The organism is Bifidobacterium crudilactis (genome assembly GCF_000738005.1).
Taxonomy (GTDB): domain Bacteria; phylum Actinomycetota; class Actinomycetes; order Actinomycetales; family Bifidobacteriaceae; genus Bombiscardovia; species Bombiscardovia crudilactis.
In genome coordinates this window covers 108,216-132,540 of the sequence record NZ_JHAL01000001.1, presented here as the reverse complement: position 1 = coordinate 132,540, position 24,325 = coordinate 108,216, and the positions used below count along the sequence as shown (strand labels likewise).

Here is a 24,325-nt window from a genome sequence, read left to right as displayed (position 1 = left end):
GGACTGCGCGGAGAGGAGCCTGGTATGGCAGATGACCTCGATTTGTTCGACGGGTACGATGCTGCGGAGTCGGGTGGAAGAGGACCCGGCAATAGACGGCAAGGCCCCGGTATCATCAGCGCCCCTGCGATAAAGCATTCCACGCCGATGAGCAGGATTGCGGTCATATTTGGCATCGGAGCGGTATGCATCTGCGGATTGTTGCTCGCCGTGGTCGTGGCACCCGAGAAGTTCGCATCGTTGAAGGATGTGTTCCCGTGGCCTCAGTCGGCGGCGATAGCCGGGGTTTTGGCGGTTGCCGCCGTGGTCCTCGGCATCATCGCACGCGTGCGGGTGCCGAAGGAGCTGCGCAGTCATTCGATTGGTTCGTGGAGTATTGTCTGCTTGTTCGCGACCGTGATACTGCTTGCCTGTGTGTTCGTGGTGCAGTCCCTGTTTCCAAGTGGCATCATCAAAGAAAGCGTCAAAGACGAAGCGCCCACTGCGGAAGTCGGCAGCATGAAGGCGGGTATGGAACAGACGGCAGGGCAATGCGCGGATGGGTGGGTCTCTGTCGGCACCAGTGAATACCCCGGCGTGAGCAACATCGAGGTGTGCAAGAACCCACAGATGGCGTTCGTCGTATTCAGCAACGCATCGGCGGCATCCTTGGGCAGAGGCATTGCGGAGCAGCAGATTGCCTCGATGCTCAAGCAATATGAAAGCAGCTCGCAGATCGAGGGCAATTGGCGAATTCTCAATGGAAAACAGTGGCTTGTTGTGGTCGATGCATCGAAGGCCGCCGCACTGCAGCAGAAGTGGGGCGGCACCCTGACAGAAATAGGATGACGTTTGAACATCCCACGTTTGCAAACACGATGCTCGGCGGCGCAGCAGAAAAGGTATGGTGTGCGGTATGGATGGAGAAGAACTGTCGCAGGATCTCGCCGGTCAGGAGTCAACTGTGATTCCAGGTCGTTTCGGCGAGCAATTGACCGTCGCAGATGCCTTGTATTCGAAGGAACAGGCGCAGGCGAACACTCGGCTGCCGATGTTCCTGCTGCTGCATGGGTGGGGTTCCAACGAGCAGGATTTGGCGGACCTGATGCGGTATGTGGCTCCTTACAATGATTATGTTTCGTTGAGGGCGCCGCTCGAATTGCCCGCAGCTTCCGGTTCTGCCGGTTCCGCCTTCACGTGGTTTCACGACTGCGTGCCAACCGGTGAGGACCTGGATCGTGACGCCTATGCGGCGGCCGTGGCCATAGACGGCTGGGTCGAGGAACATATTCCTCCCGAAAGGGACATCGTCCTTCTGGGGTTCTCTCAGGGCGGGGTGCTGGCGGTCCATCTGCTGCGCATCCACCCGGAACGGTACAGGGCTTCGGTGTGTCTTTCCGGTTTTATCGCGCCAGGACGAGTGAAGGGTTCTGCACCCGCCGACCAGCGCTTGCCCTCACTGGAGATTCCGGTGTTCTATGGCTATGGCAGCGCCGACAACGTCATACCCAGATATGAGCTCTACGCCACCGATGCCTGGCTGGAAGAATACACCTGGCTGACCTCGCACGAATACCATGGGCTGGATCACGCCGTCAACCTCGAGGAGTTCAGTGACATCCGTCAGTGGCTCATACAGAACAACATTTCATCCGGAATGATGTAAGCGGCACAGGGAGCGTCGCTGGGGTTGCATGGAGCTGCATGGAATTCCAGCGATGGTTTCGCTTGTGCAGGGGCTGCTCTCGGGTGGGGTGCCATTGTCAGAAGCACCGAGATGGTCCTGCCGACATAATGCCTGCACGATTGATGCGGATGCTGTCGGTGGTCCGAATCAGATGCCCGAATCGGCATCCACCTGCATGACATACACGTTGCGACGCAGCAGTCGCGCCTCAGGCCTGGAGATATCGCCGGCTTCGAGCATGTCCTGGATGATGCCGAGCTCGATGGCATATCCCTCTCGTTTGATTTCCTGAACCGAAACCAGGGTTTTCGTGGTGTCCCCCATGGTGGGGCGGGAGCGCAGCGCGTTGTCCGCCCGCTGATGCTCGATTAGCAGTGACAGCACATCCTCGGTGGTGAAGCGTTCCTCGCCGAGCTCGACGTAGAGTTTCTCGATGACATAACGATTGACATCCGTCTGCAAGGAGCGTGTGACGGCGAACAGGGTGTCGCCGTTCATCAGCGGTGTCGAATGCCGTATACGGCCGCTGAGACGTTTGACCAGACTGTGCGACCGACGGCGGATGCTTCTGAGCCGCCATCGCATTTCGCTGGATTCGTCTATGTGGCTCAGGGAACGCGAGATCTGGTCAAGAAGCCTTGAGGCTGCACGGCGCTCATACTCTTTGCGAAGATCGGCGTCCATCGAATCTGCAGGAGCGCCGTCCCTGTCGGCAGAGGCGGCGAGGGTGTTTCCGGAGGACGAATCCTTCACGGCGACGAGCGAGGATTCGGCCTGCGAATCTCGGTTCTCGAATTCGGCGGTAACTACGGCATCGTTCATATCTGCGGCGTCGCGAATGTCGGAAACGCCTGCATGCTGTTCTCTTGCGAGGTCGTCGGAGTCGTTTTCCGATTTCGTGTCGTCGGAGCCCTTCGACTTGTCCGAGGCGTCCAATGCGGCAAGACGACGCTCGATGTAATCCTGTTCCCATGTCAAGGCTTCGATCTGAAGCGCCTCGAACTCCTTGGGGTCTCTTTGCCCGATGCGGGCTTTCAGACGTGCGATGCGCTGATTGTAGGACGACAGGACTATCTGCACGGCACGCTTGTTCTCGGCGGTGACCCGGGACGACAATTCCTCGACGGTTTTGCGAAGAACGTCGATAACCGTCTCAAAGTGCTTGGTCGGAATGTTGCGTGCGCCGACCGGGGCGAGGAGAGGAAGAGCGAAATTCGCCAGCACCAAGGTGACGATGATGACTCCGGCAGCGACGAATACGAGTTCGTCACGCATCGGGAAGGGTTGGCCTGAAGCGAGGAAATATGGCACGGTGAGCACCAAGGACAGCGTTATCGTCCCTTTGGGACCTCCGAAGGTCATCACTGCGGCCGAGCGCCAACGCTCGAGAGTCATTGGCCGGCGCTTATGCGATACGGCGTCTTTGGTGAATGCCAGCATGCCGGAGACCCAGATGAAGCGAATCAGCACCACCACCGCGGAGACGAGGGCGATGATGCCGATAAGGGCAAGATTGTTCACGGAATCGTCTGACCAGCTCGTCTGCATCGCCTCGGGGAGCAGCATGCCCAACAGCACGAACACGGCACCGTTCAAGCTGAAGGAGAGCACGGTCCAGACGCTTGAGGACACGATGTTGGTCCGCGATACATTCGGACCGATGCCGCTGCGGTCGAAACGCACGAGCAGTCCTGCCGTGACCACGGCGAGAATGCCCGAGATGTGGGCGATGTCCTCGGCGACGATGTAGAGCAGGAACGGGAAGAATATCTCCATGAGAATTCTTGTGGTCGTGGTTTCCCAACCGAGTTCACGGCTGGTCTCGAAGAGCCAATTGAGGAACACGCCGGAGGCCAGCCCCAACAGGACGCCTCCGATGAAGGAGAACGCGAATGTGCCGATAGCCTGAACCGGTGAGAAGGCACCGGTCACCGCTGCCAGAATCGAGAACTGAAAGCCTATGACGCCGGTCGCATCGTTGAACAGAGACTCGCCTTTGAGGATGGCTCGCTGTCGGACGCTCAGGCTGGCTTCCTTGCCCAGGGACGAGACCGCCACCGCGTCGGTGGGGCCGAGTGCCGCACCCAGGGCGAAGGCCGCGGCGAGCGGTATGGATGCCCAGACGGCGTTGAGCGCGTATCCCACGACGAGCATCGTGGCTGTCGCCAGTCCGATCGCCAGGGACAGCGATATGCCAAGATTCTTGATCAACGAGGACTTGTCGATGCTATGAGCCTCGTAGTAGAGCAGAGGCGCGATGAAGAGCACCATGAACAGTTCCGGGTCGAGATGCACCTCAGGGAAGAACGGCAGCTGGGTCATGACTATGCCCAGAAGAATCTGGACCAGCGGGGTCGAGATTTTCGGGAGAAAGCGGCTGAGGAAGGAGGAGATCAGTACTGCGCCAACGATGCAAAGAATAAGCGTGAACTCCTGCACATCCGCCCTCTTTCTCGGTCACATGCGATTGCGCACGGTCTTCGGGTTGTATGTCGTTCCGTAATGCGGTGCTGTTGCTGAACCTCCGGCGGGGCAGGCGCGAAGCCCTCGGCGGCGTTGTTGTGCATGCGACGAGTCGGTCCGAGAAGCATTCCTACGAGGGAAAGCCGAGCGCCCCGGATCTCCGCCGCGCTCATTGCCGCCGTTTCCATTATCCGCGACAGTGGAAACAACAATCACAGCTTCTCATTGTCCTCCGAATCGGCATGGAGATGCCGCCAGAAGCATAATGTTTCCAATTACTACAGATTCGCCCGTTAGTAACATGTTAGTGTTGAATTAGGTTCTTGTTAACGGTCTGATTGACGTGCGTTGTCGCCGTTCACCAATAGGGGGATTCGAGGTCGCGCACAAATCGGTTTTGACTTGCAGCGACCTCTCCGGTGATGGAATCATTCACGAGAAAGGCCCCATATGACCGAAATGGCACAAACGACAACAGATACTGCGGTGGAATCGGCGGAGTCGCTGGTTTCCGGCCGCGAGGAAAACTCCTGGCATGCGATCAGCGCGGAACAGGCGCTTGAGGCATTGGAGACGACCCCACGTGGGCTCTCTCCCAAGGAAGCGGAACGGCGGCTCGGCCTGTTCGGTGCGAACGCCCTCTCCGCCGAAGCGCCGATGCCCAAGTGGAAGATGTTCCTGATTCAGTTCAAGAGTCCGTTGATTGCGGTGCTCATCGGGTGCGGCATCATCACGATTCTCCTGGAGCATTACGTTGACGCCATCGCCATTTTCGTCGTGTTGCTGCTCAATGCCATCATCGGGTATTACCAGGAGACCAAAGCAGACAAGGCTGTGGAGGCATTGGCCTCTCTGTCCTCTCCGACCTCCCGCGTGCTGCGTGACGGAGCGATGCGCAAAATCGAGGCCGCCGATTTGGTGCCTGGCGACATCGTCGTCATGGAAAGCGGCGACCGAGTTCCTGCGGATATTCGCCTCATCGAATCCAGCAGGCTGCGAATCAACGAGTCGATGCTGACAGGTGAGAGCACCGACGCCCAAAAGAACATCGCGGCCGTAGAAGAGGACGCTTCGCTGGGAGACCGCAAGGGTATGGCCTTTTCCGGCACCATGGTCACGAGTGGACGCGGACGCGGACTGGTGGTGGCGACCGGTTCGGACACCGAACTCGGTGAAATCAACGACCTGGTTCACGGGGCCAAAGCCAATACGCCCTTGCAGCAGATTATGCAGCGGACGGAACGCGGCATCTCCATTGCCGTCCTCATCGTTGCGGTATTCGTATTCCTCGGCGGCGTGTTCATCAACAAGGATGCGACCGGCGCATTCCTCTCCTCCGTCTCCCTTGTCGTGGCCTCGATGCCGGAAGCCCTGCCGATCGTTCTCACGGTCGCGATGGCGCTGGGCATATCGCGGATGGCCAAGCGCAACGCGATTGTGCGCACCCTTCCGGCGGTCGAGACCTTGGGGTCCACGACCGTTATCGGTTCGGATAAGACAGGCACCCTCACTCAGAACAGGATGACGGTCGAGCAGTTCGCGGTCGGGCATGAACCGGCAAAGCTGTGCGATGCGGAGTCCCGTGAGCATATGGACGAGTCGCACAGGCGGAGTCTGACGGAGCTTCTCAAGGCTGGTGCGCTGACCAACGAAGCCTATCGGAACACCGAGGATGACGGCAGCATGACGTACAGCGGCGATGCCGTGGATGTGGCCATGGCCAGAATCGCCGATGAGGCGGGAGCCGTGAGCGCCGCCGAATTGGAGCATCCGATAGAGCTCGAAACACCGTACGAGCCTGAATTGCGGTATTCGATGACGATTCGACGCAATCCGGACGGCAGTTTCACACAGTATGTCAAAGGAGCTCCGGACAGCGTCGCCACCATGAGTTCGACGATGGACGACGGCACGGGGCAAGAGGTGTCGCTTGACATGGATGCCATGCATCAGACCTACGAAAGCATGGGCCGTGAGGGGCTCAGAGTCATAGCGGTGGCGAGCAAGCATCTCGATGCGGACGCCGATCTCAAGGAATATCGTGAGCCGCACAGCATGAAGTTCCTGGGTATGGAAGGCATGCTCGACCCGCCTCGTGCCGGAGTGAAGGAGGCTATCGCTCAGTGCGCGGCCGCGGGTATAGAGGTCAAGATGATCACCGGCGACCACCCGTTGACGGCAGCGGCCATTGGTGAACGCCTGGGTCTGCGCCACACCAAGGATGCGTTGACGGGCAGCGAAATGTCGGACATGAGCGACGAGGTCCTCAAAGCCAGGTTGAAGGAGACTTCCATTGCCGCCCGTGTCTCTCCTCAGGACAAGCTGCGCATCGTCGAGGCCCTCCAGGACCAGGGTGAGGTCGTCGCAGTTACCGGTGACGGGGTGAATGACGCTCCTGCGCTGAAAGCCGCCTCCGTGGGCATTGCCATGGGTAAATCGGGCACCGATGTGGCTCGGGAGGCGAGCGATGTGGTGCTCACCGACGATAATTTCGTGACCATCACCGACGCCGTGCGCGAGGGAAGGGTGACCTTCAAGGCGATACGCGGTTCCGCGTTCTTCCTGCTTTCCACTGCGGTTGCGGCCATGATCGCGGTCGGCGTCAACGTCATCGCGGAAATGCCGCTGCTGTTCCTTCCGTTGCAGATGCTGTGGATAAACTTCGTCACCAACGGCGTGCAGGATATCGCGCTGGGCTTCGAACCGGGCAGCGGGGACGAACTTACCAGGCCACCGCGAGAGAAGAAGGAAGGGCTGTTGTCATCGGCCCTGTGGGCTCGAACCGCGGTCTGCGGTCTTTGGATGGCCATGTGCATCCTCGTCATGTTCAGGGTGCTTCTTGACAACGGGACCGAGGTGGTCGAGGCAAGGACCATGGCCTTGACGCTGCTGGTGCTGTTCAACTTCTTCATGTCGATGTCCGCAAGGTCAGAGACTCTGCTCATCGTGCAGCTCAATCCCTTGCGCAACAAATTCCTGCTCATAGCTTCAGTGGTCGCTTTGGTGATTCATGCAGGCGCGATGTACATCGCACCGGTGGCCTCGGTGCTCGGAGTTTCCCCGATGAACGGCATGCAATGGCTGACGTGCTTCCTGCTGTCCATCACCGTGCTGTTCTTCTGCGAGGGTGACAAAATCATCAGGGCATGGCTGGCCAGGCACGGGCACGGGCCCAGGTCGGGTCTGAAGGCCATGGGCCGTAGGGCGCGAAGAGGCATCATCACGATGCTGCACACCAGCCGCTGACGCTCATCGACGAACAGCGCCCGGGAGAATGGAGCATACCGGGCTGTTTGGGCCCGAGAACAGCCAATGGTAGAAATTGGGGGTATGAACATCGCTTCTCAGCTCTCACCCTGGCAGGACCGCATGGATGAAGCCATCGAACTCGCTGTGCAGGCAGGTGCCGCCGGTGACGTTCCGGTGGGTGCACTCGTTCTGGCATCTGACGGACGTGTTCTCGGGCGGGGATTCAATCAGCGGGAGATATTGGGCGATCCTTTGGCGCACGCCGAGATGCAGGCAATTCGCCAGGCCGCGAAGCTGACCTCCGATTGCGGTGTTCACGATGTGGCTGGGTCTCATAGCCATGCCGGATTCGAAATCGAGCAGCTGGCTTGCGAAACGCGAAACCCGAACAGGAATGCTCGGGAGACACGATGGAATCTCTCCGACACAACTCTGGTGGTCACGCTCGAGCCATGCCCGATGTGCGCAGGGGCAGCGCTCGCAGCTCATGTAGGGCGCATTGTGTTCGGTTCGTGGGATTCGAAAATGGGGGCTTGCGGCTCGGTGTGGGACATACCTCGCGACCCGCATATCGGAGCGATGCCGGAAGTCATCGGTGGCATCAAAGAGCGGGAGTGCACCGAGCTGCTCAATAATTTCTTTCAAAAATTAAGATAATAGGTGTGCGTCGCACGGGGCTTGTGGGGTCGATATGCTACGGATACTTTGAATTTGGCCTCTTTTCGACTATTCGTGTTCGCCGCCATCAGGGCTGTTTTCTTTACGATTTTCCCAGACACGCAGAATGAGGACAAGCAAACGCAGCGTTTCTACGATTGTGGGTAAACGCGGCGTCTGTGGCTCGGCGCTATGCGACGTATCCTGTTTCGATGATGAGGGGATTGAAGGAACATATTATGAACGATAACCAGACATCCGTGCAGACTGTTTGGAGCAGCTTCCGGGGTGCATCGGCCTTAGGCCCGGATGTACACCTGTACTACGGGCAAAGTGTCGATGCCGACGTGGCTTTGGCCTTTGTCATCGCGGACGGCCAGATGCCGCGCATGGTCTACTGGGGGAAAGCCCTGCGGCATCCAGAACGCCTGGTGGATGCCTACGACGCCCTGCGGCCTCAACGCGTATCGGGTTCGCTCAATGACACCAACTGGCCTAGCGTGCTGCCGACGCAAGCCGAGGCATGGTCGGGAGTCTCCCGTTTCGTGGTGCGCCGAAACGGAATCGAACTGTTCTGCAGCTTCTCCGTGCAGGATGTGCATTTCACCGCTTCGGAGCGGACGGTCCTGGTGCTGGCCCGTGACGAGGAGCAGCATATCGGTGTGGAATGGCGCTGTGAAATCACGCCGTCAGGCCTTGTGCGCCAACAGCTCGCAGTCAGCAATTTGGAAGGGGCGAACGGCGCCGTGTCCGTGGACAAGGTCGAGTTGGCTTTCCCCGTGCCCGAAATCGCCAGCGAGATTATGACCACCACCGGCCACCATCTCAGGGAACGCTCGCCTCAGCGCCAGCCATTCAACCTCGGTCGGCTCGAAAAGGCCAGTACCGTGGGCCGCCCCGATTTTGACGCCTCGCTGCTGCTTTCAGCCGGTGTGCCCGGATTCGGCTTCACTCATGGCGAGGTCTACTCCGTGCACGTGGCGTGGAGCGGCAACTCGCTGCTGTCCGCCGAAAGACTGGCGTACACGCAGGGAATCATCGGAGGAGCTGAAAGCCTTGCAGGAGGTGAAGTCGAACTGGAGGAATCCCAGAGCTACACGACCCCTTGGGTGTATGGCTCATACGGCATCGGACTGAATCAGGTCGCCACCCGCTTCCACGAGTATCTCAGGGCATTGCATCCGCAGTTCGCACACAAGCCGCGTCCGGTAATCCTCAATACATGGGAGGCCGTGTACTTCGACCATTCCTTCGATACCTTGAAGGCCTTGGCGGATAAGGCCAAGGAGTCCGGTGTGGAACGCTTCGTCGTGGATGATGGCTGGTTCATGCATCGTCGAGACGATACTGCAGGACTCGGTGACTGGCAGATTGATCCAGCGGTGTGGCCGGATGGTGCCAAGAGCCTGGACGCTCTTGCCGCCTACGTGCACGATCTCGGTATGGAATTTGGTCTGTGGTTCGAACCCGAGATGGTGAACCCCGATTCAGATATCGCCCGCGCACATCCGGATTGGATTATCAAACCGACTCCAAACCGTTTGCCGATGACCGGTCGCAGCCAGCAGGTGCTCGATCTCACGAACCCGGACGCGTATGACTATGTGTTCTCGGCAATGGATGGACTGGTGGACAGGCTCGGCATCGACTACATCAAATGGGACCACAATCGCTTGGTCACCGAAGCAGTTTCACCGCGGACGGGCCGTCCGTGCGTGCACCAGCAGACCGAAGCGGTCTACCGAATCTTCCGGGATCTCAAGCGGAACCATGACGGTCTGGAAATCGAATCATGCAGCTCCGGCGGAGGCCGTGTCGATCTGGGCATACTCGAAGTGGCCGACCGCATCTGGGCATCCGACTGCGTCGACCCGGTCGAGCGTACGGATATCCAACGCTATACTTCCCTGCTGGTGCCGCCCGAAATGATAGGGGAGCATATCGGTGCATCGCCTGCTCATTCGACCCGTCGTTCGACAAGCCAGCAGATGCGTATGGCGACGGCATTCTTCGGGCATATGGGCATCGAATGGAATCTGTTGGAAGAGCCTCAGTCGGCGCTCGACACCCTTGCCGGTTGGGTCGAGGCCTTCAAAGCCCGACGTGAGATCTTCGCGACAGGCAGGATGGTCCATGGGGATTCCGGCGATCCGGCAGTGCGCCTCGACGGTGTGGTCAACCGAGACAGGTCGCACGGCGTGTACAGCTTCACCCAACTCACTACATCCAAGATCTATCCGAGCGCCCCGGTTCGACTTCCGGGATTGGACCCCGAGGCCTTGTATAGGGTGAAACCGCTTTCGGTCAGTTTGGACGTCAGTGAAATCGGGAACGGTCAGTCCGACTTGGCATGGTGGAATGCCGAAGGGGTAGTGCTTCCGGGCATGTTCCTGATGGCTTCGGGCCTGCGAGCCCCCTCCCTGCATCCTGCACAGGCGGTGCTGTTCGAGGCGGAATTGGCCTGACATCCAGGCAACCGACCGAAGTAGCGTCGGTTGTGTAGGGATTTGTCAGTAACCAAGGTTGGTGGGCGTTGAAATATCAACGTCCACCTTCGTGTATGTCGGCATTCCTGTGAACACGGTCTCCCGGGAATCCCTGCAAATGCTCCGGGAGTCGGATTTCAGCCCAGAATGTATCGTTCTATGGCACTCGAGGCGGCCGATCTGCCCCAATTGATCCAGTTGTCGTCAAGAATCTCTATAGGTACGGGCTCCGCCTGACTGTGGCGATAGCTTTCCACGCCTTTACGCAGCAGCTCCATGCTCATTTCGGCAAGGAACGAGGATTCTCCGCCTACGAGCACCTTCTGGGGCATGGCGGCGTTGGTAATGGTGGCGATGAGCACGCCTAGCCTGAAACAGGTGCGGTTGAGCAGCTGTGTGGCCTGTCTCAACCCCTTGCGGGCGTCAACGACGAAATCCTCGAAGGAGCAGGTTCTGCCCATAAGCTCTGAGTACTGTTCCGCTATCGAGTCGTTTCCCAGACAGTCTGCACAGCCGATGTGCCCCTGATAGCATCTCGGGCCTTCGGGGTCGACGATGATGTGCGTGGCCGTTCCATAGCTTGTTTCCGAATTGTTGATCGGCTCCCCGTCCTGTGCGATGGAATATCCGATACCGGCACCAATGGTGATCAAGGCAAAGCGAGAGACGCCGACTCCCGCGCCGAACCAGCATTCATGTCTGACCGCGGATTCGAGATCGTTGAAGAGCATCGTGGGAACGCCGCAGTTCTCTGAAATCATCCGGGCGAGAGGGGCGTTGCCGTTCCAGTGCAGGAAGGGAGCCGCAGTGACCGTCTGATTATCGACGACATGTCCGCCCAAGCTGACCCCAACCAGGGACGGGCGTGGCAGTCCGGCACTTTCCGCATCGGCTGCACATGCCTTGATCGGCTCCACCAGCAGCGTGCTGAGCTCCTCTGAGGACACGTAGGAGAATTCGATGGTGTGCGCCTCTCCGAGAGGTTCGCACAGAGCGTTCACCGCTATGGCCAAGGCGCTGTTGCCCCGCACGTTGATACCGATGAACGTGCGTTCTTTGGCATTGATTCGCAAGGCGGTAAGCGGACGTCCGCGGCGTTCGGAGCTGTCGTTCTGCTGCTTGCTGAAGCCGAAAGGCAGACGCCCGCCCTGCCGAGGGGCGTCGTTGCCGGAGAGCTCTTCGATGACTTTGAGATGCAACAGGTCTCCGGTAATGCGTGAGAGCGCGCCTTGGGAAAGGTTGAGGATCTGTGCGAGCGTGGTGCGGGCTATCGGCCCGTAACGGACGATATCCGCAGCGACCTGATGCGTGTACGGAGACGCATCGAACCATTTGGGTACTGCGAGATGCGTGGTGTCATGCTGCTGAAGTTTGGCGTGCTGTCCGGGAACACCGAGTGCATCATTATCGGATGCTCTTACCATTGTGCGTTTCCCCATTCGCTGATATTGGTCTGCCTCATCGTCTATCACGGGACGAGGGACAGGAAAGATCTATTTTCTTTCTTAGTTTATAAAATAAGCTCGATTTTGTTGCTTACTGCAACTGACTCGCCAGGGATAGGAATGATAATTGCGGATAGTTATGATGCTCAATGACAGTAAGCTCAGTACGCGACGGCGCGTCGAGCCACGACAATAAGGAGTCGAAATGAAGTCTGATTCCATTTTTCGTCCTAAGGGAAGCGGAACGCTTTCTGGTTGGTCGGGACGAATGAAAAAAATTTTGGGCCGCTCGTGCGCGGCTCTTCTGGCGGCTGCCATAGGCTTGTCGATCAGCGGTTGCGGTTCCTCGACCGCTCAGGTCGTCACTCTGGATTTCTTCCAGTTCAAGTCTGAGGCCGCGGATCAGTTCAAGGCCATGGCGAAGGAGTTCGAGGCCGAGAATCCGAACATTCGCATCAACATCAACAACTCCGCCAGTGCACAGACCGATTTGCGCACTCGTCTGGTCAAGAACCGTGTGCCTGATGTGATCACCTTCAACGGCGACATCAGCTTCGGCATGTTCGCGGCTTCGGGCGTATTCCACGATTTCACGGATGATCCCATCGTCAAGACCCTCAACCCCGGCATGGTGACCATCGCGAAGAACCTCGTGCAGACGACGGACGCTTCCAAGAAGAAGCTGTATGGTCTGCCTTTCGCAGGCAATGCCAGCGGCTATATCTACAACAAGACCCTGTGGAAGCAGGCAGGTGTCGACCCGAACAATCCGCCGAAGACCTGGTCCGAGTTCATTCAGATGCTCCAGAAATTCAAGGATGCGGGGATCACTCCGGTGCAGGCCACGCTCGCTGATTCGTGGACGCTGCAGGCTCCGTTGGCTTCGTTGAACGGCACGCTCGTTCCTGAAAGCAAGTACACCGCGCTGAAGAAGGGCGAGACCACGTTCAACGACATCTGGAGCGATGCCGGTAACAAGATCGTTGAGCTGATGAAGTACGCACAGGCCGATAAGGGTGTGACGTACCAGCAGGGAACCCAGGATTTCGCCAACGGCAAGGCGGCGATTATTCCGCTCGGCACGTATGCCATTCCGCAGATCAAGCTGGTCAATGCGGATGCCGACCTCGGTTTCGCGCAAATGCCCGCCACCGACAATGCGGACGAGCAGGTTCTGACTGCAGGCGATGACGTGATGCTGACGATGGGTGCGAATACCAAGCATCCTGAGGAAGCGATGAAGTTCATCAAGTTCCTGATGAGCAAGCCGCAGCTCGAGGCGTATGCCAAGGCTCAGTCCGCGTTCACTCCGTTGAAAGACACCACGGTCGGCGACGACGCGCTCAAGGGCGTCCTGCCGTTCTTCAAGCAGAACAAGCTTGCTGACTTCTGCGACCACTACATTCCCTCGTCCATCAATATCGGAGGCTATCTCCAGACGATGGTGACCACGGGCAATGTGGAGAACTTCACCTCCTCGATGCAGACCGAGTGGGACAAGATCCAAGCCAGGACCTTCGAGTAGGCCGAGGAAGGATAGAGAGATCATCATGTCACATGTACAAACCGCGCAGGCCGCTGTCGTAAAGCGTCCCAAGAAGCGCAGTGCTTTCTCCAAACGCAAGGTCGACCGGGCCTACTACTGGATGGTCGTTCCGGCGGCTGTTATCTTCGGCCTCTTCCTGTATGTGCCTTTCGTGCAGGGTGTTGCCTATTCCTTCACCAATTCGCAAGGTTTCGGCGATTACAAGTGGATCGGCTTCAAGAACTACATCGCGTTGTTCTCCGACGACCGTGTCGGGCACGCCTATCTGTTCACCTTCCTGATCGCCATCGCCATCACGATCCTGATCAATGTCATCTCGATGTTCCTTGCAGTGGCATTGAACGGCAATTTGTGGTTCAAGAACGGTTTCCGCGCAATCTACTTCATTCCGTACACCTTGGGTGTGCTCGTCATCGGCTATGTATTCAAGTACATCTTCATGACGCCCTTACCGGCTCTCGGACGTGCGCTGAATATCGGTTGGCTTTCGGAATCCTTGCTGACCAGCGAGCATTATGCCTGGGTGCCGATCGTGTTCCTGGCCGTTTGGCAGGGCATCGCCTACTCGACCTTGATTTATCTTGCGGGTCTGCAGACCATAGACAGCGAAATCTACGAAGCGGCTTCCATCGATGGCGTCAATGGATGGCAGCGTTTCAGCAAGATCACCTTCCCTCTGATTGGACCATTCTTCACCATCAATCTGGTGCTGACCATGAAGAACGCTTTGGGTACCTTCGATCAGGTCGTGGCGTTGACCAATGGTGGGCCTGATTCAAAGACCGAAACGGTGACCTACCTGATTTACACGGGTGGTCTAACCGGCGGTGAATACGCCTACCAGACTGCAAACGCTGTGCTGTTCTTCATCGTTCTGGCGATTATCGCGTTTGTTCAGCTGAAGTTCTTTGGGAACAAGGAGAAGATCTGAAATGAGTGCCGCAACAACTTTAACTACCGGCGCAAAGCCAACCGGATCGGAAAAGATCAAGAAGAGCCATTCTCACCGCATCAACTGGTGGTTGACAGCAGTCATAGCTGTGCTTTCCTTGACCATCCTCATCCCGCTGTACTTCACGGTCATCACGGCGCTGAAGACACCTGCCGATGCGGGAACCTTCAGTCTGCCGACCACCTGGGAATGGCATAATTTCGCCGATGCCTGGAACAAGGTGAACTACCCGAAGGCTGCGCTCAATTCGGCGCTGATCACGGTGGCCGCAGTGGTGTTGACGCTGCTGACCAATACCTTCGTGGCATATGCGGTCGCAAGAAATATGGATAAGCGCTTCTTCCGCTTCATGTATTACTTCTTCATCGCAGCCATGTTCGTGCCCTTCCCCGTGATCATGCTTCCTATCGCCAAGCAGTTCGGCAGCTGGCACCTTGACAATCAGATTGGTCTGGTGCTGCTGTACATGGTGCTTGGTCTGGGAACGAATCTGTTCATTGCGACCGGATTCATCCGCTCGATTCCGGTTTCACTGGAAGAGGCCGCGAGGATTGACGGTGCTGGTACGTGGCGTATCTTCTGGAAGATCATCTTCCCGCTGATGGGACCCATCAATGCCACCATCGCCATCCTGACCGCTCTGTGGGCCTGGAACGACTTCCTGCTGCCGTTGATTATTCTGACCGATCAATCGAATCAGACGATTCCTCTGGCGCAGTACGTGTTCAGCTCGCAGTTCGCCACCAACTATCCTATGGCTTTCTCCAGCTATCTGATGGCTATGGCTCCAATCCTCATCGTCTACATCTTCGCCCAGAAGTGGGTCATCTCCGGTGTAATGAGGGGCGCTGTCAAATAACATACAGCCCAGTGGGCTGTCTGTTTGACAGCGCCGAGCGCCCCGCAAAGGGGCGTGAGGAGTGATTGAGACCGCCCGCAAGGGCGGTCTTTTGTTGCAGGGCGCCGTCAAGTAGTACACAGCCCGGTGGGCTGCGTACTGACGGCGCCGAGCGCCCCGCAAAGGCTGAGCCGTTAAATGTACAGCACGGTGTGCTGTACATAGGCGAAGTGAGCGCCCACGAAGGGCGCGAAGTCAATCGCCCCGGCGATGGTAAGAATCGCTGAAAGCGATTAATCAGCGAGGTTCACACGAAACTGTCAAGTGAAATGTCGTAGGCGAAGTGAGCGCCCACTAAGGCTGAACCGTTAAGCGGATACCCCAATTGGGGTATTCGTAGGTGAAGTGAGCGGACGGCATCGTCCGCGAAGGCCATCACCGGGGCGATGGTAAGAATCGCTGAAAGCGATTAATCAGCGAGGTTCACACGAAACCGGCAAGTGAAACGTCGTAGGCGAAGTGAGCAACCACAAAGGCTGAACCGTTAAGCGAATACCCCCCCCATTGGGGTATTTGTAGGCGAAGTGAGCGCCCGCTAAGGGCGCGAAGGCCGTCGCCCCTGGCGGTGGTAAGAATCGCGCAGCGATTGCCATACGTCGTCATACGTAACGCAACCGTTCACGAAGTCAATCGTCTCGTCTGACTCGTTCTCCGGGAACTGTGCGCAACAGCACGCAAAGCCGACAAATCAAGCTGCTTTGCGTGCTGTTGCGCATAGTTGCGTATTCACGGAGTCGAGTCACGGATGACACTGTGCACCATGGCATGTGAAGCACTCGGATTGCCAGGCTCTGCGTGCCATGTTGCACAGTGTCGGTCTGTGATGGGTGCGTGATTTCTGGTGTTGTGTATCGGGCTCCGTCCAGGTGGGCGGAGCCCGATGATGATTCAATCCCGTGGCGGATACGGATTTTCTTGCTCCAAACGGCAGACGCGCCGAGGCATCCCAAGTTATTCGGTTGTTGCCATACTGTAGGGGAAAATAGAAGATTCAGGTGATGGCAGCAGGACAGCGACGTCGGCTAAGGTTTTGTACGGTCTGTGAGCAAGCGCTTGCACACAGTGGGAGACTCCAGTGGACTCGGTTCGTGCCGGTTGCGGCTTCGTGACATTGAGCGGCATTCCGGACGACATCGATACGGGAATGCCGAAGGTCGGCACCACGTCACATCTGTAATCTAGCCGATGCAGTGCAACGAAGAAAGGATTCGTCATGACCAACTCCGAACGAGTCGTGCTCAGTGATTCAATTCGTACCAACGGGGAGACCCCCAACCCCTGGTGGACGAATGCCGTGGTCTACCAGATTTATCCGCGCAGCTTCCAGGATTCGAACGGCGATGGTTTCGGCGATCTTCAGGGCATTACTTCCAGACTCGATTATCTGGCGGATCTTGGCGTGGATGTCATTTGGCTCAGCCCTGTGTACAAGTCCCCGCAAGACGACAACGGCTACGACATCTCCGACTACCAGGACATCGACCCGCTCTTCGGCACGCTTGAAGACATGGATGAGCTGCTCGCCCAGGCGCATGCGCGCGGCATCAAGGTCGTCATGGACCTCGTCGTCAATCACACCTCCGACGAGCATGCGTGGTTCCAGGCTTCGCGCGATTCTCAGGACGAGCATGCCGACTGGTACTGGTGGCGTCCTGCGCGCCCCGGTTTCGAGCCTGGCACGCCAGGTGCCGAGCCCAATCGCTGGGGCTCCTGCTTCGGGGGTTCTGCTTGGGAATACGACCCTAAGCGCGGCGAATACTTCATGCACAACTTCTCCAAGAAGCAGCCCGAGCTGAACTGGGAGAGCGAGAGCCTGCGCAAGGCTGTGTATTCGATGATGAACTGGTGGATGGATCGCGGCGTAGACGGTTTCCGCATGGACGTTATCGTGATGATTTCCAAGGTGATGGACGAGAACGGAAAACTGCCGGGCGAGGCCGGCTGCCTTCTGGAAGATACCCCCGTGGGGCCGGAAGGGTATTCGAATCCAGGGCCGTTCTGCACTGACGGACCGCGGCTTGAGGAGTTCCTCAAGGAAATGCGCGCGAGCGTGTTCGAGGGACGCGAGGGCGTGATGACCGTCGGCGAAGCTCCGGGGCTGTCGCCAGAGCGCACGGGCGTCATCTCCGACCCTGCCAACCATGAGCTGGACATGCTGTTCCTCTTCGACCATGTCAGCATCGATCAGGAGGGCACGAAGTGGAATGTTCTGCCCTTCGAAGCGACGAAGCTCAAAGGCATCATGTCCCGCGAGCAGGAGGCCGTGCGCGATGCGGGCTGGGCCAGCCTGTACTTCGACAATCATGACCAACCTAGAATCGTGTCGCGTTGGGGAGATACCTCGAGCGAGGAGCTGCGCTCGCTGTCCGCAAAGGCTCTTGGACTGTTGCTGCATATGCATAGAGGCACCCCCTACATCTATCAGGGCGAGGAACTGGGAATGACCAATGCCGGTTTCACCAGACTCGACCAGTACAGGGACCTCGAATCCATCAACATGTATCACCAGCGCGTGGAAGAGGCGAAGGTCCAGGACGCGGCATCCATGCTGCACGGTATGGCTGTGATGAGCCGTGACAACGCGAGGACGCCCATGCAGTGGGACTCGACCGCATATGCAGGATTCACGGCCTCGTATGCTCCGAAGGAACCCTGGATCTCGGTGAATCCGAACCATGCGACGATCAACGCCGCAGCGGAGAGCCGCGACGAGGACTCTGTTCTGGCCTTCTACCGCAAACTCATCGAGCTGCGTCACACGAATCCAGTGGTGGCGGCAGGGTCATGGCATCTCCTGGATAAGGATGACGAACACGTGTACGCCTTCACTCGTGAGTTGGAATCCACAGGTGAACGTTTGCTGGTGGTTGTGAACCTCTCCTCGCAAAGCGCCGAGGTGCCGCAACAGACCGCGAAGCTTCTGGGAACCGATCAGTCGGGTGCCATGGCCGCTTCGCTTGGTGCCGTGGACTCGGGCAAGGTGCTGATCAGCAATTATTCCCAGGACGACACGGCGGCTTCGTTGCTGACGGGCAGGCTTTCGCCCTGGGAGGCGCTGGTATACGCTCTCTGAACCGTGGTCTCCGCCCTGTATAGGCCGGGATACGATAACTGCACTAAAAGGACAGCAATTCGGTAAGAATTCTCCGAAAAGCTGTCCTTTTAGTGCAGTTATCTCATAAATGGGTGTCTGTTGTGCGGGGGATTCCTGCAACAACCGGGTTAGGTCCGTCACGATGCGCGAACCGCGTAATTGTGGTTTGTGAGCCATCTTCGGCTTTCCCAGTGGAGAGTAGGTTGAGCGCGTGTTCCTCGAAATCCGTGCCTTCCGTGGACGTAGTGTGCCCGTGAAGCTGGTGTGCTATAGCTTGGAGAAGGATAGAGAGTGCCCAACAATGCAGGGCCGTGCCCTGCTCGCGGAAACGAGGAAATGTGGGACGACTGATAATCGTATCGAACAGATTGCCGATGTCTCTAGATGTCAGTGATGACGGGTCATATTCCCTGCGGCAGAACGTCGGCGGTCTGGCGACGGCCATCGGGCCTTACCACAAAGCGCACAAGGACAGCATCTGGGTGGGGTGGAGCGGTATCAACCCGGATGAGCATTCCGATGAGGAAATCGATCGCATCCGCGAGGAGTACGAGACCAGACGATGCGTGCCGATTTTTCTGAGCAAGCATGAGGTCGATGGATATTACGCGGGCTTTTCCAATGACACCATGTGGCCGCTGCTCCATGACTTCGCCCATGAGGCCCACTTCGAGCCCGACACATGGCAGACATATCAGGAGGTCAACGCTCGGTTCCTCGAAACCCTGATTCCTCTGCTGCGCAAGGGCGACAAGGTTTGGATTCAGGATTATCACCTGATGCTGTTGCCGCAGATGCTGCGTGAGCATTTCCCGGAAGCCTCCATCGGCTGGTTCCTGCATGTGCCCTTCCCGAGCCCCGAGATTTTCCGCTCGCTTCCGTGGAGCAGAGAGATACTCGAAGGTATTCTGGGCGCGGATCTCGTCGGATTCCATACGGTCGACTATGCGAAGAACTTCGAGGGGTCGGTTGAGCTGCTCCTCGACAAGCACAGCGATGCGGAGGGCCGGTTCGCGATGCCCGATGGGCATGACGCCGCAGTCGACGCGTTCCCGATCGGCATTGATTACAACCTGTACCGCCGGACCTCGCGTTCCAACCTTGCCCGGATGATGCGCAGGGGCATCGAGGAGGCTGCGGGCAAACGCCCCCACAGCCGCTTCCTGAGCTCGCTCACCGCCGAAAGCAACGCCGCGGCGGAGGCATCCACCAAGGAAGGCAGCTGGTGGAGTCACTACGCTCATGAGGAACTGCCTGAACTCAATCTTGCCAAGTCCGCTGCCGGGGGAACGACCAAACCCAACAAGGTCATCGTTTCCGTGGATCGTCTGGATTACACCAAGGGCATTCCGGAGCGTCTTCGCGCCTATCAGCGGATGCTGGAGAAATATCCGGAGTGGGCGGGGCATGTGACGTACTACCTGCTGGCCACACCGTCCCGTGAAAACGTCGATACCTATAAGCGATTGAAAGAGCAGGTCGATCAGCTTGTCGGCCAGATCAACGGGCAGTATTCCTTGCTGTCCTGGTCCCCGATTCACTACATCACTCGTTCCCTGCCCATCAAGCCGGTTTGCGGAATCTATGCGGCCGGGGACGTGGCTTTGGTGACGCCGTTGCGTGACGGCATGAATCTGGTGGCCAAAGAGTATCTGGCATGCCATGACGGGCGTGACGGGTCGCTGGTGCTGTCGGATATGTGCGGTGCGGCGGCGGAGCTTTCTGAAGCCTTTATCGCCAACCCGTACGATACGGAGGCTGTCTGCGAAGCGCTTCACGATGCTTTGGAGACCAGCGTCGAAGAGTCCACACGACGGAATGTCGCCATGCAGGCGCGATTGAAGGCACGAACCGCAGCGACTTGGTGCGCGGGCTTCATCTCCGCCTTGGAACAGGTGGCCGATGTCAGCTCGGCCGACAAGCGTCTGCGCATGAGCCAGCGAAACGATTTGATGGACCAGTGGCGCAATGCCAAGCGTCGTCTGGTGCTGTTCGACTATGACGGGACGTTGACGCCCCTGGCCCGTACCCCTGATCGCGCAAAGCCCACCAAGGCCTTGAAGGAGCTGATGCGCAGTCTGGCGTCGCAGCCCGGCGTCGACATGATCATCGTCTCAGGCAGAAGCCATGAGACCATGAACGATTGGTTTGCGGATCTCCCCGTGGGTATGATAGCCGAGCACGGCGTGTGGTTCTGGAAATACCCGCAGGTCGGGGAAAGTCCCGATGGGGTTGACCCGGCGAAGACCTGGGAGCAGGGCTGGACGCGCGCGTTGAATCTTCCTGATGCCCAGGAGTGGAAGAAGACTATTCAACCGATTCTGGAACAGGCAGTCGAAAAGGTGCCGAATTCGCTTATCGAACAGAAGGATGACGCGATCGCATGGCATTATCGCATGAGCGACCAGCAGCAGGCCGCGGATGAGAAGACCGCGCTTCTGGAATCCTTGCGCACGGTTACCGGCAAGCTCGGACTTATGGTGATGGAGAACGCCATGGTGGTCGAGGTCTGCCCTGTTTCCACCAGCAAGGGGCAGGCGGTACGTCCGTTGGTGAACAGCGACGCCTACGACTTCATGATGGCCGTCGGCGACGATAGTACGGATGAAACCATGTTCGCCGTGATGCCTGATGATTCCTGGACGATCAAAATCGGTCAGGGACTCACCAAAGCCCATACAAGACTGCAGAATCCTGCGGCTCTTCACCGCTTGATCGGGTACCTGAACGCCGAATCCGCCGTAGCTGAACTTGAGTCGGAATCGTGATTGTCTCAGTGGGACATCACTGCGCGCATTTGTGAGCCGGATGCTGTAGGCTTTCGTCTTCGCGGGCTGCAAAGCGTGGAATGTGCCGGCGCTCCATTGAGAGATGGTAGGAGTCGGCTGTGCCGTTGCAACCTGTGACGATATGCAGTGATTACTTGGGTATGCGAGATGGACGGTCATGACAGCAGAGCAGCGTGAATTCCTGGCGGGTTCGATTCGTACCAACGGGGCCAGCGAGAATCCCTGGTGGGCGAATGCGGTGGTCTACCAGATATATCCCCGGAGCTTCCAGGACACGAACGGCGACGGTATCGGCGACCTCCGTGGAATCATCAGTCGTCTCGACTATCTTGCGGATCTCGGCGTGGATGTGATCTGGCTGAGCCCGGTCTATAAATCCCCGCAAAATGACTATGGCTACGACATCTCCGACTATCAGGACATCGATCCGATGTTCGGCACGCTCTATGATATGGATGATCTGATCCAGGCCGTGCACCAACGCGGCATGCGGATCATCATCGACCTTGTGGTGAACCACACCTCCGACGAGCATGCCTGGTTCGAGGCATCGCGCAAAGGAACCATGCCCTACGCGGACTGGTATTGGTGGAGGCCCGCGAAAGACGGCCATACGCCCGGTGTGCCCGGTTCAGAACCCAATAATTGGGGATCGGATTTCGGAGGTTCGGCATGGGAGTATTCGCCGGAACGTGGCGAATACTATCTTCATTCCTTCTCGGAGAAGCAGCCTGACCTGAATTGGGAGAATCCTGCGGTTCGCCAGGCGGTGTACGACATGATGAACTGGTGGATGGATCGTGGGATCGACGGTTTCCGCATGGATGTCATCACGCTGATCTCCAAGCCCGTCGAAGCAGACGGTGAACTGCCGGACGGTGTACCGGGGGAGGACGGTTACGCCAATGCACAGATCGTCATGGCCGACGGGCCCCGTCTCGATGAATTCCTCAAGGAGATGCGCCAGCAGGTGTTCGAGGGAAGGGAAGGGTTCCTGACCGTCGGAGAGGCTCCTGGCATCACCCCGGCACGCAACCAGGCGATAACGGACCCGGCGAACGATGAGCTCGACATGCTGTTTCTGTTCCATCACGTCGAATTTGATGCCAGAGGCAGCAAGTGGAATCCGCTGCCGCTTGACATCGTGCCGCTGAAGCGCATCATGGCCAGCGAGCAGGAGGCCGTCAAGGAATCGGGTTGGGCAAGTCTGTTCTTCAACAATCATGATCAGCCCAGAGTGGTGTCACGTTGGGGCGATACCACGACGGAACAATTGCGCTCGCTGTCGGCGAAGGCCCTGGCCTTGGTACTGCATATGCACCGGGGTACGCCGTATATCTATCAGGGGGAGGAGCTCGGCATGACCAACGCCGGCTTCACCGCCTTGGACCAGTATCGAGATATCGAGTCCTTGGACCTGTACAAATTGCGGGTGCTGGCGATGAAGCTTTCCACGCATGACCAGATGCTCGACGCTCTGGGCAGACGCAGCCGCGACAATGCCCGCACTCCGATGCAATGGGATTCCTCGACCTTCGGGGGATTCACTGAGGAGGATGCGGCGTCGGTTCCTTGGCTGCCGGTCAATCCCAACAAACGGATCATCAATGCCGTCGACGAGCAGCGCGACCCCAATTCGGTTCTCGCCTTCTACAAGGAGTTGATTCATCTGCGCCATACGAATCCGGTGGTTTCGGCGGGCGGCTGGACGTTGCTGGACGGCGACGACGAGCGGGTGTATTCCTTTGAGCGCTCTTTGGAAGGATTCGATCTGTCGGACACCACCGAACTCTCGCGCGTGGTCGTGGTCGCCAATCTGACAGGGCACACGGCGCATATACCTCCGCAGACGGCAGCGGCTCTGGGCCTTGACCCCGTGGCCTTCCCGGTCGAGGCATCGGGTATGTCAATCGACGAGGAAAATCTGCTTATCAGCAATTATCCCAGGCCGCAGACCGCGTCCACGTTGCTCACAGGAAGGCTCGCCCCATGGGAAGCCTTCGCCTATCAGCTATAAGGAAGCCTACATCTCCGATTTCCCGGCCCTCCAATACCCCATGAAGGCCACACGAGAACGGTCGATGCCACGGTCTTTGACCAGAATCCTGCGCAGGCTCCTGACCGTTGCCGCCTCGCCAGCCATCCAGGCATAGAATCCTTTGACGTGAGCCTTTTCGGGAACCTCCCAGAGGAGCTCCCTATCGACATCGATGTCCGTGAATCCACTTGAGGCAAGGGCGGCGGCGCTGGTGACGTCAGAGTCATCAGCGGGGAACAAGGCCGGATGCTCGGCGATGTAATCTTCCACCCGAGTGATGAGCGAAGCGCCGTGCGCCATGCTCGTCCGGCCGGAAGAACGGCTGACCCAATCGAGTGTGAAACCTTCAGGATGCGGCAGCTGCAGGGTCGTATCGTCTTCATAAGGGACCTCTATCAGGGCTTTGCCCTGGCCGGACCAATGTGAGTCAAGCAGCCCCTGGAGTATGCCGCCTATTGCAGGAACGGCGGTCTCATCGCCGGCAAGGAGGATGGTGTTCGCCTGTCCCGGGTGAAAGTCGATGCCGATGGACGAATCTTCTGCGCGACGGTCGGGGCCGATGATGACGACCTGGGAGCCGACCTCCGCCTGCTGTGCAAAAGTCCCTGCGGGACCGGGGTCGTTATGGATGACGAAATCAACGGACAGCTCTCGGCGCTCGCAATCCGCTGAGCGAATGGTGTAAGTGCGTATCGGATTGCGGTCTTCAGGTGCCAATGCCCGCCACTGTTCCCACCATGAGCCCTGTTCCACTGAATCAGGCGCGAATAGATGCGGGTCTCCCCATCTGCCACCTTCTAGAGGCAGCAGGATTTTGATGCGCTGGTCCAAGCCGTCCGTGCCGATGTATTGAAGGTCGTCGCCGGTGAAGACGAGACGGCGGAAGCTTGTGGAGAGCTGTTCCGTGCGGGCGACCTTGACCAGATACGGTCGGAATGCAGGTATCTGCTTGGCGGATTGCCCTTCATTCGGTTGCGAGGAATTCATCTGTTGTCCCTTCTGCTGTTCGTCGTGCATGCGTATCCGGATGCTGTGTTTGTCG

The 24,325-nt window shown here is 58.1% G+C and carries 14 protein-coding genes; 11 read left to right on the top strand and 3 right to left on the bottom strand.

The features are described from left to right. Nucleotides 1-24: 24 nt before the first annotated feature. Both DB51_RS00515 and DB51_RS00510 read left to right on the top strand, forming a co-directional pair. Nucleotides 25-828 (top strand): hypothetical protein, encoded by an 804-nt coding sequence (locus DB51_RS00515; RefSeq protein ID WP_034250694.1) that lies wholly within the window; start codon nt 25-27, stop codon nt 826-828. A 67-nt stretch (nt 829-895) separates the two neighbouring features. After that, nucleotides 896-1,645, top strand: coding sequence for an alpha/beta hydrolase (locus DB51_RS00510; protein ID WP_034250963.1), 750 nt, complete (start codon nt 896-898; stop codon nt 1,643-1,645). Nucleotides 1,646-1,813: 168 nt separating this feature from the next. On the opposite strand, the gene DB51_RS00505 is transcribed toward DB51_RS00510, so the two are convergent. Beyond that, nucleotides 1,814-4,105 (bottom strand): cation:proton antiporter, encoded by a 2,292-nt coding sequence (locus DB51_RS00505; protein ID WP_034250693.1) that lies wholly within the window; start codon nt 4,103-4,105, stop codon nt 1,814-1,816. Between the two features lie 483 nt (nt 4,106-4,588). Here DB51_RS00505 and DB51_RS00500 point away from each other — a divergent pair, with 483 nt between their 5' ends. The 3 genes from DB51_RS00500 (at nt 4,589) to DB51_RS00490 (ending at nt 10,500) form a co-directional block, all read left to right on the top strand. Next, nucleotides 4,589-7,375, top strand: coding sequence for a cation-translocating P-type ATPase (locus DB51_RS00500; RefSeq protein ID WP_084674498.1), 2,787 nt, complete (start codon nt 4,589-4,591; stop codon nt 7,373-7,375). A gap of 84 nt (nt 7,376-7,459) precedes the next feature. Then, a complete protein-coding gene (locus DB51_RS00495) occupies nt 7,460-8,035 on the top strand; it encodes a nucleoside deaminase (RefSeq protein WP_051867105.1) in 576 nt (191 codons plus the stop codon). Between the two features lie 239 nt (nt 8,036-8,274). Beyond that, a complete protein-coding gene (locus DB51_RS00490; protein WP_034250692.1) occupies nt 8,275-10,500 on the top strand; it encodes an alpha-galactosidase in 2,226 nt (741 codons plus the stop codon). 158 nt (nt 10,501-10,658) lie between these two features. Here the strand turns inward: DB51_RS00490 and DB51_RS00485 are convergent, their stop codons facing one another. Then, complete coding sequence (locus tag DB51_RS00485; RefSeq protein ID WP_051867176.1) at nt 10,659-11,945, bottom strand: ROK family protein; 1,287 nt, start codon at nt 11,943-11,945, stop codon at nt 10,659-10,661. Between the two features lie 289 nt (nt 11,946-12,234). On the opposite strand from DB51_RS00485, the gene DB51_RS00480 reads away from it, so the two are divergent. From DB51_RS00480 to DB51_RS00455, 6 genes are all read left to right on the top strand, one after another. Then, nucleotides 12,235-13,491 (top strand): ABC transporter substrate-binding protein, encoded by a 1,257-nt coding sequence (locus tag DB51_RS00480; RefSeq protein ID WP_034250691.1) that lies wholly within the window; start codon nt 12,235-12,237, stop codon nt 13,489-13,491. Between the two features lie 25 nt (nt 13,492-13,516). Next, nucleotides 13,517-14,443 (top strand): carbohydrate ABC transporter permease, encoded by a 927-nt coding sequence (locus DB51_RS00475; RefSeq protein WP_034250690.1) that lies wholly within the window; start codon nt 13,517-13,519, stop codon nt 14,441-14,443. 1 nt (nt 14,444) lies between these two features. Then, nucleotides 14,445-15,323 (top strand): carbohydrate ABC transporter permease, encoded by an 879-nt coding sequence (locus DB51_RS00470; protein WP_034250689.1) that lies wholly within the window; start codon nt 14,445-14,447, stop codon nt 15,321-15,323. Between the two features lie 1,252 nt (nt 15,324-16,575). Further along, nucleotides 16,576-18,435 (top strand): glycoside hydrolase family 13 protein, encoded by a 1,860-nt coding sequence (locus DB51_RS00465; protein WP_034250688.1) that lies wholly within the window; start codon nt 16,576-16,578, stop codon nt 18,433-18,435. 332 nt (nt 18,436-18,767) lie between these two features. Next, nucleotides 18,768-21,224, top strand: coding sequence for a trehalose-phosphatase (otsB, locus tag DB51_RS00460; RefSeq protein ID WP_338023735.1), 2,457 nt, complete (start codon nt 18,768-18,770; stop codon nt 21,222-21,224). Between the two features lie 178 nt (nt 21,225-21,402). Further along, on the top strand, nt 21,403-23,262 hold the full coding sequence (locus DB51_RS00455; RefSeq protein WP_034250687.1) for an alpha-glucosidase: 1,860 nt from the start codon (nt 21,403-21,405) through the stop codon (nt 23,260-23,262). A gap of 6 nt (nt 23,263-23,268) precedes the next feature. On the opposite strand, the gene DB51_RS00450 is transcribed toward DB51_RS00455, so the two are convergent. Further along, a complete protein-coding gene (locus tag DB51_RS00450; protein WP_084674497.1) occupies nt 23,269-24,270 on the bottom strand; it encodes a siderophore-interacting protein in 1,002 nt (333 codons plus the stop codon). Between the last annotated feature and the right edge of the window lie 55 nt (nt 24,271-24,325).